This window comes from Pseudogulbenkiania subflava DSM 22618, assembly GCF_900177275.1.
GTDB classification, from domain to species: Bacteria; Pseudomonadota; Gammaproteobacteria; order Burkholderiales; family Chromobacteriaceae; genus Pseudogulbenkiania; species Pseudogulbenkiania subflava.
Map to the genome: position 1 here is coordinate 14,574 of NZ_FXAG01000011.1, position 13,554 is coordinate 28,127.

Annotated in this window: 13 protein-coding genes; 3 read left to right on the forward strand and 10 right to left on the reverse strand. The window is 61.0% G+C overall.

All coding sequences use genetic code 11. The annotated features are described in order from the left end of the window. Nucleotides 1-35: 35 nt before the first annotated feature. Nucleotides 36-890, reverse strand: coding sequence for an HTD2 family dehydratase (locus B9N72_RS11185; RefSeq protein ID WP_085276482.1), 855 nt, complete (start codon nucleotides 888-890; stop codon nucleotides 36-38). A 359-nt stretch (nucleotides 891-1,249) separates the two neighbouring features. On the opposite strand from B9N72_RS11185, the gene B9N72_RS11190 reads away from it, so the two are divergent. Together B9N72_RS11190 and nfsA are read left to right on the forward strand one after the other, a co-directional pair. Further along, a complete protein-coding gene (locus tag B9N72_RS11190) occupies nucleotides 1,250-2,176 on the forward strand; it encodes a LysR family transcriptional regulator (protein WP_234985954.1) in 927 nt (308 codons plus the stop codon). 89 nt (nucleotides 2,177-2,265) lie between these two features. After that, entirely contained in the window at nucleotides 2,266-3,003 is a 738-nt protein-coding gene (nfsA, locus tag B9N72_RS11195; RefSeq protein WP_085276483.1) for an oxygen-insensitive NADPH nitroreductase, read from the forward strand. A gap of 194 nt (nucleotides 3,004-3,197) precedes the next feature. Here the strand turns inward: nfsA and B9N72_RS11200 are convergent, their stop codons facing one another. From B9N72_RS11200 to B9N72_RS11230, 7 genes are all read right to left on the reverse strand, one after another. Further along, on the reverse strand, nucleotides 3,198-4,214 hold the full coding sequence (locus tag B9N72_RS11200) for a proline racemase family protein (RefSeq protein ID WP_085276484.1): 1,017 nt from the start codon (nucleotides 4,212-4,214) through the stop codon (nucleotides 3,198-3,200). Nucleotides 4,215-4,381: 167 nt separating this feature from the next. Further along, nucleotides 4,382-4,597 carry a proline racemase family protein gene (locus B9N72_RS11205; protein WP_085276485.1) on the reverse strand — a complete coding sequence of 72 codons (216 nt, stop codon included), beginning with the start codon at nucleotides 4,595-4,597 and terminating at the stop codon, nucleotides 4,382-4,384. Between the two features lie 131 nt (nucleotides 4,598-4,728). Continuing rightward, nucleotides 4,729-5,874, reverse strand: a complete 1,146-nt coding sequence (locus B9N72_RS11210; RefSeq protein WP_085276486.1) for a branched-chain amino acid ABC transporter substrate-binding protein — start codon at nucleotides 5,872-5,874, stop codon at nucleotides 4,729-4,731. Between the two features lie 45 nt (nucleotides 5,875-5,919). Beyond that, complete coding sequence (locus B9N72_RS11215; protein ID WP_085276487.1) at nucleotides 5,920-7,182, reverse strand: NAD(P)/FAD-dependent oxidoreductase; 1,263 nt, start codon at nucleotides 7,180-7,182, stop codon at nucleotides 5,920-5,922. A 3-nt stretch (nucleotides 7,183-7,185) separates the two neighbouring features. Beyond that, nucleotides 7,186-8,757, reverse strand: coding sequence for an aldehyde dehydrogenase (NADP(+)) (locus B9N72_RS11220; RefSeq protein ID WP_085276488.1), 1,572 nt, complete (start codon nucleotides 8,755-8,757; stop codon nucleotides 7,186-7,188). Nucleotides 8,758-8,866: 109 nt separating this feature from the next. Then, complete coding sequence (locus B9N72_RS11225; RefSeq protein ID WP_085276489.1) at nucleotides 8,867-9,814, reverse strand: dihydrodipicolinate synthase family protein; 948 nt, start codon at nucleotides 9,812-9,814, stop codon at nucleotides 8,867-8,869. Nucleotides 9,815-10,032: 218 nt separating this feature from the next. Next, the gene (locus tag B9N72_RS11230; RefSeq protein ID WP_085276490.1) at nucleotides 10,033-10,959 is read right to left on the reverse strand and encodes a 4-hydroxyproline epimerase; all 927 of its coding nucleotides are present in this window, start codon (nucleotides 10,957-10,959) and stop codon (nucleotides 10,033-10,035) included. Nucleotides 10,960-11,223: 264 nt separating this feature from the next. On the opposite strand from B9N72_RS11230, the gene B9N72_RS11235 reads away from it, so the two are divergent. Next, complete coding sequence (locus tag B9N72_RS11235) at nucleotides 11,224-12,000, forward strand: AraC family transcriptional regulator (protein ID WP_085276491.1); 777 nt, start codon at nucleotides 11,224-11,226, stop codon at nucleotides 11,998-12,000. Nucleotides 12,001-12,121: 121 nt separating this feature from the next. Here B9N72_RS11235 and B9N72_RS11240 read toward each other — a convergent pair whose 3' ends face one another. Both B9N72_RS11240 and B9N72_RS11245 read right to left on the reverse strand, forming a co-directional pair. Then, on the reverse strand, nucleotides 12,122-12,877 hold the full coding sequence (locus B9N72_RS11240) for a sulfite exporter TauE/SafE family protein (RefSeq protein ID WP_234985955.1): 756 nt from the start codon (nucleotides 12,875-12,877) through the stop codon (nucleotides 12,122-12,124). 359 nt (nucleotides 12,878-13,236) lie between these two features. After that, nucleotides 13,237-13,554 carry a hypothetical protein gene (locus B9N72_RS11245; protein ID WP_085276493.1) on the reverse strand — a complete coding sequence of 106 codons (318 nt, stop codon included), beginning with the start codon at nucleotides 13,552-13,554 and terminating at the stop codon, nucleotides 13,237-13,239.

Consider the following 13,554-nt stretch of genomic DNA (forward strand, 5'->3'; position numbering starts at 1 on the left):
AAAAACGAAGCGGGGGGGGGTAATGACGTGTGGAGTTACGCCAGCGTGGCGGTCGCTTCCATGGTCAGCCAGCCTTCTGCATCCTTGGCCCACAGCTTGACCGTCTTGCCGTCATCCTCGAGCCGACCGCACACGGAAAACGGAGCGATGTCGAACAGGGGCTTGACGGCGCGGAAGGCAAAACTGGCCAGGGTGGCGTTCGGCAGATTACGGCGCAGCAGATCGACCAGCAGCGTGGCGATCAGCGGGCCGTGTACGATCAAACCAGGGTAGCCTTCTACTTCGGTCACATAAGAACGGTCGTAATGAATGCGATGACCGTTGAAGGTCAGTGCCGAATAGCGGAACAGCAGCACGGGGTCAGGGTTGATCTCACGTAGCCACTGCTGGTCAGTCGGGGCTGCCTGCGGCCGCGGCGCCGGATCGCCCGGCTTGGCGTTGTCGCGATAGACAATGTCGTGCTCTTCGATCAGCGCTACGCCGTTTTCATCAGCCACTTCGTGGCGTACCAGTACAAAGGCCAGTTGGCCGGTACGCCCCTCTTTGCAGCTGACGTTGGCGATTTGGGAGGTACGGGTGATATCAGAACCAACCTTGAGCGGGCGCAGGAACTGCAGGCGGCCGCCGGCCCACATACGACGCGGCAGAGGCACAGGAGGCAGGAATCCACCCCGCTTGGCATGGCCGTCCGGACCTATCTCAGACTGACGATGGATCGGCAGAAAGTACAGCCAGTGCCACAGCGGAGGCAAGGCATCGCCTGTTATGTGTGCGGAATCGTCGCGATCCAACGTGGCGGACAGGGCGGCTATCGGCGTGGAAGCGATCTGGTCGGAATGGGTTTCCGTCTTGCCGATCCATTGCTGCAGGAATGCGATATCCAGGCTCATGGTGTTCTCCTCATGTAGGTCTTGTTATGGAGAAATCTAGCAAGGCGATGACATTCCAAGAATCAGTGTTTTTTTAATGGTGCATTCTGATTTGCCGAACGCACGATGTGTGCACTTCGCAGTGCTTGAGCCATTCGAAACGGAACGCTCAGTCAGCAGGACAATGCGGGCTTGAAGGATAGATTAAGGAAAACCGAACTCGTCCCCACGGAAGAACCTGGGATTGGCTCGTTCGAGCCACTTTCGAGCATTACTCAATAGGTTCTGCATTAACGGGGGCCATACTCACCGTTCACCATACAAGAACACAATGCGAAATTGTTCATCCATACAAAACACCATGCTAGACTGGACAACAAATGGAGGGTAAAGCCGTGCATTTTGATCTGACCGATTTACGCTTGTTTGTCCATATCGCCGAGATGGAGAATCTCACCAAAGGCGCACAGAAGGCCTATCTGTCGCCTGCCGCAGCGAGTGCGCGGCTCAAGATGCTGGAACAACAACTCGACAGCAGACTGTTTTATCGGGATAGCCGTGGGGTCACCCTCACCCAAGCTGGTGAGACGCTCCTGCGGCACGCACGCCTAATCTTGCGCCAAGTGGAACATGTGAAGAGTGAATTCGCAGCGAATGGCGCAGACACCGCCGGCCATATCCGCATCTATGCCAATACCACGGCTGTTACCGAATTCATGCCCGAGGTATTGGGGCGATTTCTGGCAGAACGCCCAGAGGTGACCGTCGACCTTCAGGAGCGATTGACCCGAGATATCGTGCGCAGTGTGGTCGATGGCTCAACAGATTTGGGCATAGTGTCAGGCCCGGTACCAATGCAAGGCTTGCAGGCCCTCCACTTCAGCACCGACCGCCTGGTTCTGGTTACGCAGAAAGGACACCCTCTAAGTCAGCGCAAAAAAATCGTTTTTGCGGATGTGCTTAACTATCAGCACATCAGTATGCATGAAGGCAGTACTCTGCACGCCTTCCTGTTGGAACTCAGTGCCCAACACGGTCACACCCTCACCTTGCGCATCCAGGTACGCAGTTTCGAAGCCATGTGCCGAATGATAGAAGCCGGGGTCGGCATAGGCATCCTGCCCGAATCGGCAGCAATCCGGCATCGGAAAACCATGAAGCTTGCCGTGATTCAAATTGATGAAGAGTGGGCATTGCGTGAACGCAGTGTTCTGGTACGCGATATGGATGCCCTGCCGGGTTGTGCCAAAGCCTTGGTGGCGGAACTCATGGCATCCGGCTCAGGGGGCAGCAACGCTGCAGATTGACTGGCAATGCCAAACAATCCTTTCGTGACACAGTTGCAAGACGCAACTTAGCACTATTGTGTTTTCCAAACTCGAAACCGACAACCAACATGAACCCCGTTATTCAGTTGCTCAAATCCCATCGTTCCATCCGCAAGTTCACCGACCAGCCTGTCTGCGATGAAACGATCAATGAGATTGTTGCCTGCGGTCAGGCCGCTGCGACTTCCAGCAACATCCAGGCCACTACCGTGATCCGGGTACGCGATCCTGAAACACGTGAAAAGATTGCCGCGCTGTCAGGTGGTCAAGCCTATGTGGCCAGCGCTGGGGCTTTTCTGGTGTATTGTGCGGATCTGCACCGTCCCCAGTTGGCATGCGAAATGCAGGGTGGGCAATTCAGTGAAGGCATGACCGAACACTTCATTATCGCTACGGTAGATGCGGCATTGGCTGCACAAAACAGCGTGATTGCTGCCGAGTCTTTGGGACTGGGTATCTGCTATATCGGCGGCATCCGCAACCACCCGCAAGAAATCTCCGAGCTGCTCGGCCTGCCCGAGCATGTGTACCCGGTTTTCGGGCTCTGCCTCGGCTTCCCGGCCCAAGACCCTGAAATCAAGCCACGCTTGCCGTTGCCGGTAGTCCTGAAGGATGAGCGCTACCAGAACCATAACGATCTGGACGGCATCAAGGCATACGATGAACAGCTACGGGCTTATTACCGGAGCCGGACAGGTGGCACCAAGGACAGTTGCTGGAGCGTGGAAATGAAGGGTCTGGTGGGCAAGGAGTCTCGCCCGCACATGCGTGATTTCTTGGCCCGGCGCGGGTTCTCGATGAAGTAAACCTTGCCGGATGGTATAGCTTAACCGCTGCCAACAATCCTTATTCACGAGCGTTCATTTGTCAGAAAATGACGCATGGCAAATAGAGACGAGCCCAATACCTCGCTAGCGGCAGGATAAGCTATTGATACAGTGAGGCCCTGAGCACAGGTACCTTGGCCAAGAAGAACCAGGTGAGGTCGACACGTAGTACTTCAGTGCAACAGGAATCCCTGGCCAATCAAATCATCGGGTTCCAACGACCAGCTGGCTTTCCCGCTGTAGTAGGCACGCCCGGCCACATTTACTGTGACCGCGATATGGCCGGGCAGATGGGCCGGGTTGGCTACCTTACTGGCAAATAAAGCACCTGTCAGACTTTCAAATTCACATGACTCGCCACGCGCAACCTGCCCTTTGGCGTAGCGAATTGCCATACGCGCAGTCACACCCGAACCCGTGGGGCTACGGTCTACTTCTGCATCGGCAAATACACATACATTGCGGCTGGTGCCTGCCGCGAAAGTGTTGCGGCCATCGGTCAGAATGCTGCCGTACAGAAAGCTCAAGTCATCAGCAAGCGGGTGGCGAACAGCGATGGTGTTGCGCACGGCTTCGGTGAGCGCGGAGGCGGCCTCCACCAGGTCGCGTAAGCGGCCATCCAAGGACACGCCCAGTTTTTCGGCTTCGACTACCGCGTAAAATGCACCACCATAACCGATATCGACAGTGACTTCACCGACCCCAGGGACCGTTACTGGTAGATCCAAAGCGAAAGCAAATGCAGGCACGCTCTCGAATTGCACGGTACCAGTCTTGCCATCCTTGATTTCCACAAAGGCCTCCACCAGACCACATGGGCACTCGATTCCCACGCGTGTCAGGGGTGCCACAGCCGCCACTCTGCCTGTATCGACAGCAAAGCGGGCAAGAGCAATCACCGCGTGCCCGCACATCGTGCTGTAACCTTCGTTGTGGGTGAACAGCACGGCGAGGTCTGCCGTCGGGAGTGAGGGCTTAACCAGGACGGCCCCATACATGTCATAGTGGCCACGTGGCTCATGCATGAGCAGGCGGCGAATATGATCGAACTGCTCACTCATCATGCGGCGTTTCGCGAGAATGTCCTCTCCCTGGATCATATCAATCAGGTTGAGAACAATGCGTACCGGCTCACCGCCGGTATGCATTTCGACCGTTTCGATGACAAAGTCTTTAGGCAACTGATTCATTCTGTTTACCCTCCTGTTCACCACGGTTGGCCTAACCCGGCTCTTGCAGGGAGGCTGCCGTGGCTTACCAATTAGCTTGTTGATGGGCAGCAAGGACTACACCTGTCCCTTTTTTATGGGAGGCAGATGGACACAACGAAAAAGAAGAGCCCCTGCATTTACAGACCTTACAGCATGGCCATTTTGAAAAGACTTGTAAGTAACGCAGGCTCGAACATCAGCATACGGCGTACACCGTCCAGCCGGTCGCGCATGTCGCGGTGCTTGGCCAGGATGTCGTCGCCACGAATGGCGTCGAGTAGCCCGGGGATGATGCGTACCGGCTCGCCGCCGGTGTGCATCTCGATGGTATCGAACTCGTTGCTTTGCCAGGTTTCGGTCATGGATCGGCTCTCTTCGGAAAAAGACACGCTCACCAAAACGACGGCCAGGGGGCCGTGTCTGCGGCATGCCGGGCCGTCGCTCTCCACCGCGCACGGGGGCGGCACCTGCCGCACCCGCACGCCGGCCGGTCTTACTGCACCACGGTCTTCACTTTCCAGTTGCTGCCTTCCACCGCCGAGATGGTCACCGGGGCATGCTTCAGGTTGCCGGCGCCATCGAAGCTGAAGTCGGCAGTCACCCCCTTGTAGGCGGTCTTGGCGATCAGCGGCAGGAACTTGGCCGGCTCGGTGGAGTTGGCACGCTTCATGGCATCGGCCACGATCATCACGCCGTCGTAGAACTGCGGCCCCAACAGCACCACGTCCTGCTTGTAGCGGGCCTTGTAACGGGCCTCGAAGTCCTTGCCGGCCGGACGCGCGCCAAGCTCACCACCCGGAACCGCCGAGAAGTGGCCGACGGCATCGGCACCGGCCAGCTTGATGAAGGTGGGGGTGCTCAGCATGTCGCCGCCCATCAGCTTGGCGTTGAGGCCCAGGCGTTTCATCTGCTTGGCCATCGGTGCGGCCTGCGCGTCTGCACCGCCGTAGAAGATCACGTCCGGATGGACCGCCTTGAGCGAGGTGAGGATAGCGGTGAAGTCGGAAGCCTTGTCGTTGGTGTACTCACGCTTGACCGGCTGCTTGCCCAACCCCTGGATAGATTTGATGAATTCGTCGGCGATGCCCTGGCCGTAGGCGGTGCGGTCGTCGATCACCGCGATGCGCTGCGCCTTGAGCTGGGCCACGGCGTAACGCCCCAGAGCGCCGCCCACCTGGCTGTCGCTACCCACCAGGCGGAAGGTGGTCTTGTAGCCGGCGGTGGTAAAAGCCGGGTTGGTGGAGACCGACAGCTGCGGGATGCCGGCGTCGGAGTAGATGCGCGATGCAGGGATCGAGACGCCGGAATTGAAGTGGCCGATCACCGCCTTCACTCCCGAATCGACCAGGCGCTGCGCGACCTGGGTGCCGACACGCGGGTCGGCCTGATCGTCCTCGGACACCAGTTCGAAGGTCACCTTCTGGCCGCCGACGGTGATCGGCTTGGCGTTGAGGTCGTCAATCGCCATCTTGGTGGCGTTCTCGTTGTCCTTGCCATAATGCGCCTGCGGGCCGGACAGCGGCGAGGAAAAGCCAATCTTCACCACGGTATCCGCTTGCGCAGCCGTGATGGCGAACGGGGCCATCATGCCACCCAGGGCCAGCACCATGGTCATGCTGCGAGGAAAGCGCTGCTTCATGATTTCTCCTTTGCTTCTCTTTTTTAAGGTTGGCCGAAAGGCCGGTCAGAACCGGTTGAGCCGGTACGGTGAAACATCGAAACTACTGGGGCGCCGCTGGATCATGTCGGTCAGCAGCACACCGGTGGTGGCCGCCAGCGTCAGGCCGAGGTGGCCGTGGCCAGTGGCAAAGTACAGGCCGGCGGTATCCGGCGCCGGGCCGATCACAGGCACCGTGTCCGGTACCGAGGGGCGGTTGCCCATCCACACGCTCATGTCGGTGGTATCGAAATCGCCGACGATGCGTTTGGCCTTGTCGATCAGGATGTGAGCACGGCGCCAGTCGGGCGGCGCGTCGCGGTGCGCCAGCTCCACGGTGCCAGCCAGCCGCAGGCCGCCGTTGCCCATGGGCAGGATCACGAAGCTCTCGCTGGCGCACTGGATGAAGTGGTGCAACTCCACGCCGGCGTTGGGCAGCGTCACGTGGTAGCCACGCTCGCTCTCCAGCGGAATGCGGTATTTGTGCTGTGCTGTGAAGCGGTCGCTCCAGATGCCGCAGGCAATCACCACCGCATCGGCCTCGAGCCGGCCGCTGTTGGCGGTCTCCACACCGGAGATACGCCCTGCCGAACTGACCGTGGCCAGCACCTCGTCCTGCACGAAGCGCCCACCCTCTCGGATGAAGGCGTCGAACAGTCCACGGCTGAAGGTGTAGGGATCGTCCACGTGCGACCAGGCCGGCACCTTGACGGCACAGCGCCACTCCTCGCGCAACACAGGTTCCTGCTCGCGGATGGCGCCGTTGACGAGCTTGTTCCAGCCCACGCCGTGGTGGCGCTTGTCGTCCCAGGCCCCCTGTGCCGCGCCGAACTCCTCCTCGCTGCGGTACAGCGTCAGGTTGCCGTGGCGCCGCCACAGATGAGTGAGGCCGGCGCGCTCGATCAGCGGCGCGTAATCGTCGTTGACCCGGTTCAAGAGCGTGGCCATGGCACGGGTGAGCTCGGCCACCCGACTCGGCCGGCTGGCCGCAACGAAGCGCAGCAGCCACGGCGCCAGCGTCGGCAGATAACGCCAGCGCATGGCCAGCGGTCCCAGTGGATCGAGCATCCAGCCCGGCACCTTGCGCAAGACGCCCGGCTCGGCCAACGGAATCACATCGCTCACCGCAAAGGCGCCGGCGTTGCCGTAGCTGGTCTCCATCGCCGGCTCGCCGCGGTCGACCAGCGTCACCTCGCAGCCGGCCAGGCGCAGTTGCAAGGCGGTGGCGATGCCGACGATGCCGGCCCCCACCACGACGGTGCCCGCACTGGAAGTCTGTGAGTTCGACATGATCTAGGCCTCTCTCTGGCCATCGAGCAGGCGACGCAGCTGCAGCGGATTGCCGTGCTGCAGCGCGGCAGGCAACAGGCTGTCCGGGAAATCCTGGTAGCAGACCGGGCGCAGGAAGCGCTGGATCGCGGCAGTCCCGACCGAGGTGCTGCGCACATCGGAGGTGGCCGGGAACGGCCCGCCATGAACCATGGCATCGCACACCTCGACACCCGTTGGCCAGCCATTGACCAACAAGCGGCCAGCCTTGCGCTCCAGGGTCGGCAGCAAGGTCCTGGCCGCGTGCAGGTCGCCGTCGTCCAGGTGCAGCGTGGCGGTCAGTTGGCCTTCCAGGTGCTCGGCGACCTGGCGGATCTCCTCACCGTCGGCACATTGCACGATCAACGAGGCGGCGCCGAAGACCTCGGCCTGCAGGGCCAGGTTGGCAAGAAAGTCCCGCGCCGTTGTCGTGAACAGCCGGGGCTGACACTGGTTCGGGCCTTCGGCGCTCAGGCCGGCGGCAACCGGCCGGGCATGACCGGCCAGCGCACCGACACCCGTCTGATAGGCGTCGAAGATTCCCGGGGTGAGCATGGTTTGCGCGCTGCTGCGCTGAACGCCATCCGCCGCAGCGGCAATGAAGCGGTCCAGCTCCGGCCCCTGGAGGGCAATCACCAGGCCGGGGTTGGTGCAGAACTGGCCCGCGCCTTGAGTCAGCGAGGCGACGAACCCCTGCGCCAATGCTTCGGCCCGTGCTTGCAGGGCAGCAGGGAATAGGAACACCGGGTTGATCGAACTCATCTCCGCATAGACCGGGATCGGCTCGGGGCGGGCCTGGGCAGCCTGACACAGGGCGATGCCGCCACTGCGCGAACCAGTGAATCCGACCGCCTTGATGCGCGGGTCGCTGACCAGGGCGATCCCCACTTCACGGCCGGAGCCGAACAGCAGCGAGAACACGCCTTCAGGGAGTTCGCATTTCGCCACCGCGCGGGCCACGGCCTGGCCGACCAGTTCGCTGGTGCCGGGGTGGGCGCCATGGGCCTTGACGATCACCGGGCAGCCCGCCGCCAGGGCCGAGGCGGTGTCACCGCCCGCGACGGAAAAGGCCAGCGGGAAATTGCTCGCACCGAACACCGCCACCGGGCCCAGCGGCACGTGACGCTGGCGCAGGTCTGCGCGGGGCAAGGGCTGGCGCTCCGGCTGGGCGCTGTCGACCCGCACGTCTAGCCACTCCCCGGCACGCACGGTGCGGGCAAAGGTGCGCAGTTGCCCGCAGGTGCGACCACGTTCGCCCTGGATCCGGGCACGCGGCAGGCCGCTCTCGGCCATGGCGCGCTCGACCAGCTCATCGCCAAGGGCTTCGATCTCGTCGGCAATGGTTTCGAGAAATCGGGCGCGGACCGACAGCGACGTCTCACGGTAGCGGTCAAAGGCTGCCCAGGCCAGGGCGCAGGCCTGTTCCACCTGCTCGCCGGTGCCGCCGGGATAGGCCGGCTCAAGCAGTTTGCCGGTGGCCGGATCGATTGCCTGGATCGCTTTGCGGCTGCCGGCAACGGCTTGCCCGCCAATCAGCATCTTGCCTGTCAAGTTCATGGTGACTCCTGCGAAAATAGGTAGCCCGGCTACGCGACAAGGGGGGCGCAGCCGGTGCATACGGAGGCGGCGCGCATCAGGGCGCCGCCGTGCCGACCGGGGCCGTGCGTCAGGCGACGTTCAGTTCTGCCGACCACTTGCCGTACCACTCGCGGAACAGCGCGTACTGGGTCTCGGCGTAACGACGCTGGGCATCGCTGAGCGCATCGGTCTCATTGAAGTGCAGGGTGTATTCCTTGTCGCCGTTGAGCACCATCAGGTGCTTGTAGTAGAGCACCAGGTCGCAGCCTTCATCGAAAGACGACAGCACCGCCAGTGCCGATTCCAGCTCGCGGGCAAGGCGGCGGGCCTTGGCGTCGCCCTTGGCGGCCTGCTTGCTCAGGGCCACCAGTTGCAGCACTTCGCGCGGCAGGGCGTTGCCGATGCCGGTGATAGCGCCGGTGGCGTTGCAATTGACGAAACCGTGTACGACCTGGGTGTCGACACCGACCATGAGGGTGACCTCATCGTCCTTGGAAGTGATGTTCTCGGCTGCGTAGCGCAGGTCGGCGCCGCCGCCGAATTCCTTGAAGCCGATCAGGTTCGGGTAGTCACGGCGCAGCTCGAAAAACAGGTCGGCGCGGGTAGCGAAGCCGTAGTAAGGGCTGTTGTAGATCACCGCCGGCAGTCCTGGGGCGGCTTTGAGGATGGCGGCGAAGTGCGCTTTTTGCGCGGCCGGCGAGGCACCACGGGAGAGCACACGCGGGATCACCATCAGGCCATGGGCGCCGACTTTGGCGGCGTGAGCGGCGTGGGAGACGGCCTCGCGGGTATTGACCGCACCGGTACCGACGATGGTCGGGATGCCGGCCGCCACCAGACGCGCCACGCCTTCCTGACGTTCGGCTTCGGTGAGCAGCGGCCAGTCGCCCATGGAGCCGCAGTACACCACGGCGCTCATACCGATATCGATCAGCTCGCGGCCCTTGGCAACCAGGGCATCGAAATCCGGTTTGCGCTCGGCGGTACACGGGGTCATCAGGGCAGGAATGCAGCCAGTGAAGATGTTGTCGCTCATTGTTTTGCTCCTTACAGCATTCATTCGGGTGATAGAGGTAAAGGGGCCGCCGGGGCGGCTTCAGAACCTGTTCACGATCTTGCTGCGCATCCCTGATCGGGGCTCATGTGCTGCTCGGAATCCTCATGTACTCCAGTACATTCCGGTTCCTGCGCGGCTCTTCACCCCGCTGAGGGCTGCTCGCGACAGATCGTGAACAGGTTCTCAGACGTGCTGGCTCAAATGCCCCACGCGAAGGGATCCTGTTCGTCGATCAGTAGCGTGCTATCCGCGGTCATGTAGGCACGACCGGTAATGAACGGGCGGATACGCTCGCCTTCCCGTTCGTAACGGCCCTCGAACCGGCTGCCCGTGATGCTGGCCTGAACCCAGCGCTCGCCCTCGGCCAGCTTGCCGTCGGCCGCCAGGCACGCCAGCTTGGCGCTGGTACCGGTGCCGCAGGGCGAACGGTCGTAGGCCTTGCCTGGACACATGACGAAGTTGCGGCTGTCGGCCTGGTCGTCGTCGGCAAACAGCTCGACATGGTCGATCAGGGCGCCGTCTGCGCCGCCGATGCCCTGGTCCTCCAAGGCCTTCAGCATCGCCCAGGTGAACTCTGTCAGGGCGTCGACGTTCTCGAGCTGTAACGACTGGCCGTGATCGGCGACCAGGAAGAACCAGTTGCCGCCCCAGGCAATATCGCCGTAGACGCGGCCGTGGCCGGGCACATCGACCGGGACCTGCTGACGGTAGCGGTAGGCCGGTACGTTGCGCAGGGTCACCGCGCCATCGTCATGCAGGGTGGCGCTGACCGGGCCGACCGGGGTGTCGATTTTGTGCACGCCGGGCTGGATCTGCCCCAAGTGGTGCAGCGAGGCGACCAGGCCGATGGTGCCGTGGCCGCACATGCCGAGGTAGCCGGCATTGTTGAAGAAAATCACGCCGCAGGTGGCGTCCGGCGATACCGGTTCGCAATACAGAGCGCCCACCAGCACATCGTTGCCACGCGGCTCGAGCAGGCAGGCGCGGCGCCACTTGTCGTGCTGTTCGCGCAACGCATCACGCTTCTCGGCCATGGTGCTGCCGGCCAGTTCGGGAAAGCCTTTCATCACCAGGCGAGTGGGTTCACCACCAGTGTGGGAATCGATGATGTGTATCTGTTTCATAAACCTGTCCATTTATGAAGAGCCAATCGGGGTTGAGCCCTGCAGTCAATTTCTAAGCCATAGAATGGACTCATCGATGCCCATAATCTTGATGCTTATCTTCAACTTTGATGACGAAATCGGCATAGTTTGTTTTGGCGGTGTACGACTGGCGTGGTAGCCTCACAAGCGGCTCGACATGACGCAAGCCGTGCTGCAAGCTGCTTGCTTTGCCCCTAAAGCAGGTACTGGAGGGGGGAGCACAGATACCGGGGAGTGGAAGTCATGACACCGAACGCATTTGCCATGTTGTGCCAGGGCGATGAGCAACGGCGCCCTGAAACCATCGAGGAATGGCTGGCGGGAGTGGCGCCGTTGCTACCTGTACTGGATGTCATTCCGAATGCGGCGATATTCATCAAGGATGTAGAGGCACGCTACCTCAGTGCCAATCACACACTCGTGCAGCGCTGCGGCCAGAAACAGCTGCAGCCCCTGCTGGGTAAAACCAGCGCTGAAGTCTTTCCGGCGCAGCTGGGCCCTGGATATACCGAGCAGGATCGGCGGGTTCTGGAGCAGGGATTGGTACTTGAGAACCAGCTAGAGCTGCATCTTTACAAGAACCGTGAACCGGGTTGGTGCCTGACGTATAAATGGCCGTTGTACAACCGCAAAGGCGAAATCATCGGGCTGATGGGCATATCGGTCGACCTGCAATCGGCTAGCAACACGCATCCCGCCTATCAGCACCTTGCCGCCGTGGACGAATACATTCGCGCTCATTTCAATCACCCCATTACCATGGGTGAGTTGACGAGGATTGCCGGTATTTCAGCCGCACAATTGGAACGGCACTGCAAGCGGGTTTTCCATCTCACACCGCGGCAAATGATCCACAAGGCGCGTCTGGAGCATGCACATCGCTTGCTGCATACCAAAATGCCGATTACCGATGTGGCACTGCAGTGCGGTTACACCGACCACAGCGCATTCAGCCGGCAATTCAAGGCGCTGACTGGCTTTACGCCACGGCAGTATCGACAGGCTACAGAGCAGAGCTGATGGATGAGGTTTTGTTGGTGGACAGCCACAGCCTCCCGCCGCTCTCGTATCACAAGACGTACAAAAGCCCGGGGCGCCGATATTATCGGCGCCCCGGGCTTGGAAAAAGACGGTGTCTCGATCAGTACACTAGCTTGGTCCCGACGATAGCCAGCATGATCGCCAGCGCCGGACGCATCCAGCGCTCCGCCATCTTCTTGGTGAGGCGGCTGCCCATCCAGATGCCGGGCAGCGACCCCATCAGCAGGTTAACCAAGAGGCCGTAATCGAGGTTGCCGAGACTGGCGTGGCCGATTCCCGCCACCAGCGTCAGCGGCACGGCGTGGGCAATCTCGGTCCCCACCAGGCGCGTGGTCGGCAGCGCCGGGTAGAGCAGGAACAGGGCCAAGGTCCCCAAGGCACCGGCGCCGATCGAACTCAGCGTCACCAGCACGCCCAGCATCACGCCGATCAGCACCGTCGGCATGGTGCGCGAGCGGGACTCGTCCAGCAGCGACGGGTTGATTCGATGCGCCAGCTTCACCAGCAGCGGCTTGAACAGGATGGCGAGCGCGGTCAGGATCAGCGCCGCCCCCAGGCTCACCTTGATCACGGCATTGATGGTGGCGGTAGGCAGTTCGATACGGGACAGCACGAACAGGGTCAGCAACGCCGCCGGCAGACTGCCGGCCGCCAGGCGCGTCGTAATACCCCAGTCGACATGGCGCTGACGGTGATGAATCATCACGCCGCCGGCCTTGGTAATGGCCGCGTACAGCAAATCGGTACCGACCGCAGTGGCCGGGGGAATGCCGAACCACACCAGGATAGGAGTCATCAGCGAGCCACCGCCCACGCCGGTCAGTCCGACGACAAAACCAACGAGAAGACCGGCCACGACATAGCCCAACTCCATACGACCCCCAGATGCTCTCGAAAACGATATGAGAGAGTAACCGATTAGCGTTATAACCAAATAGATTTTCTAATTTGATCAATATTCTAAAAAGTCACTATCCCCCTGCCCTGGGCACCTCCGTCCATCAAAACAGCATACGAAGGCCTCCGTCCTGACATGAAATCGAAATGTATCGGCGGCAAGCTGATCGTCAAGGACATTCCTGCAACATTTCCGGAACCGATGCCCGTTTATGCTTTACAAAAGAAGTAATTAGGGTCATTTTGTAAAGCGAATGCCTTCTGGTGTACAAGCCAGCAATGCAGTGATGAGGTGACAGGATGATCTCTCGTATCCCTCTAAGCGTTCGACGAAAACAGGCCCGCGACCAGCATGAGAGCTTTCTTTACGCGGTAGCCAAACCTCAACTCAGTGAAGCGGAAAAAGTCCGGCAGCAAAAAGTTCGCCAACGGGCGCACGACCGAGACGATGCCCGCTTTCTCGCCGAACGGTGTGACGATATTTTCTGATTGACCCCAGCAGGGGAACATTGCCCGCCTTGGCCAACGGTGGTCGGAGGGCGTGCTGATCCCATCCGGCGGCTCCAGCGCCGTCACTTCCAGCCGCCACAACAAAAAAGCGGCCAAGGCCGCCTTTTTTGTTTCATGCTTTCTCAA

Bases quoted from the DNA above. Each gene is read 5' to 3' on its own strand.
- B9N72_RS11185 (WP_085276482.1), bottom strand. From the start codon at position 890: ATGAGCCTGGATATCGCATTCCTGCAGCAATGGATCGGCAAGACGGAA.
- B9N72_RS11190 (WP_234985954.1), top strand. From the start codon at position 1,250: ATGGAGGGTAAAGCCGTGCATTTTGATCTGACCGATTTACGCTTGTTT.
- nfsA (WP_085276483.1), top strand. From the start codon at position 2,266: ATGAACCCCGTTATTCAGTTGCTCAAATCCCATCGTTCCATCCGCAAG.
- B9N72_RS11200 (WP_085276484.1), bottom strand. From the start codon at position 4,214: ATGAATCAGTTGCCTAAAGACTTTGTCATCGAAACGGTCGAAATGCAT.
- B9N72_RS11205 (WP_085276485.1), bottom strand. From the start codon at position 4,597: ATGACCGAAACCTGGCAAAGCAACGAGTTCGATACCATCGAGATGCAC.
- B9N72_RS11210 (WP_085276486.1), bottom strand. From the start codon at position 5,874: ATGAAGCAGCGCTTTCCTCGCAGCATGACCATGGTGCTGGCCCTGGGT.
- B9N72_RS11215 (WP_085276487.1), bottom strand. From the start codon at position 7,182: ATGTCGAACTCACAGACTTCCAGTGCGGGCACCGTCGTGGTGGGGGCC.
- B9N72_RS11220 (WP_085276488.1), bottom strand. From the start codon at position 8,757: ATGAACTTGACAGGCAAGATGCTGATTGGCGGGCAAGCCGTTGCCGGC.
- B9N72_RS11225 (WP_085276489.1), bottom strand. From the start codon at position 9,814: ATGAGCGACAACATCTTCACTGGCTGCATTCCTGCCCTGATGACCCCG.
- B9N72_RS11230 (WP_085276490.1), bottom strand. From the start codon at position 10,959: ATGAAACAGATACACATCATCGATTCCCACACTGGTGGTGAACCCACT.
- B9N72_RS11235 (WP_085276491.1), top strand. From the start codon at position 11,224: ATGACACCGAACGCATTTGCCATGTTGTGCCAGGGCGATGAGCAACGG.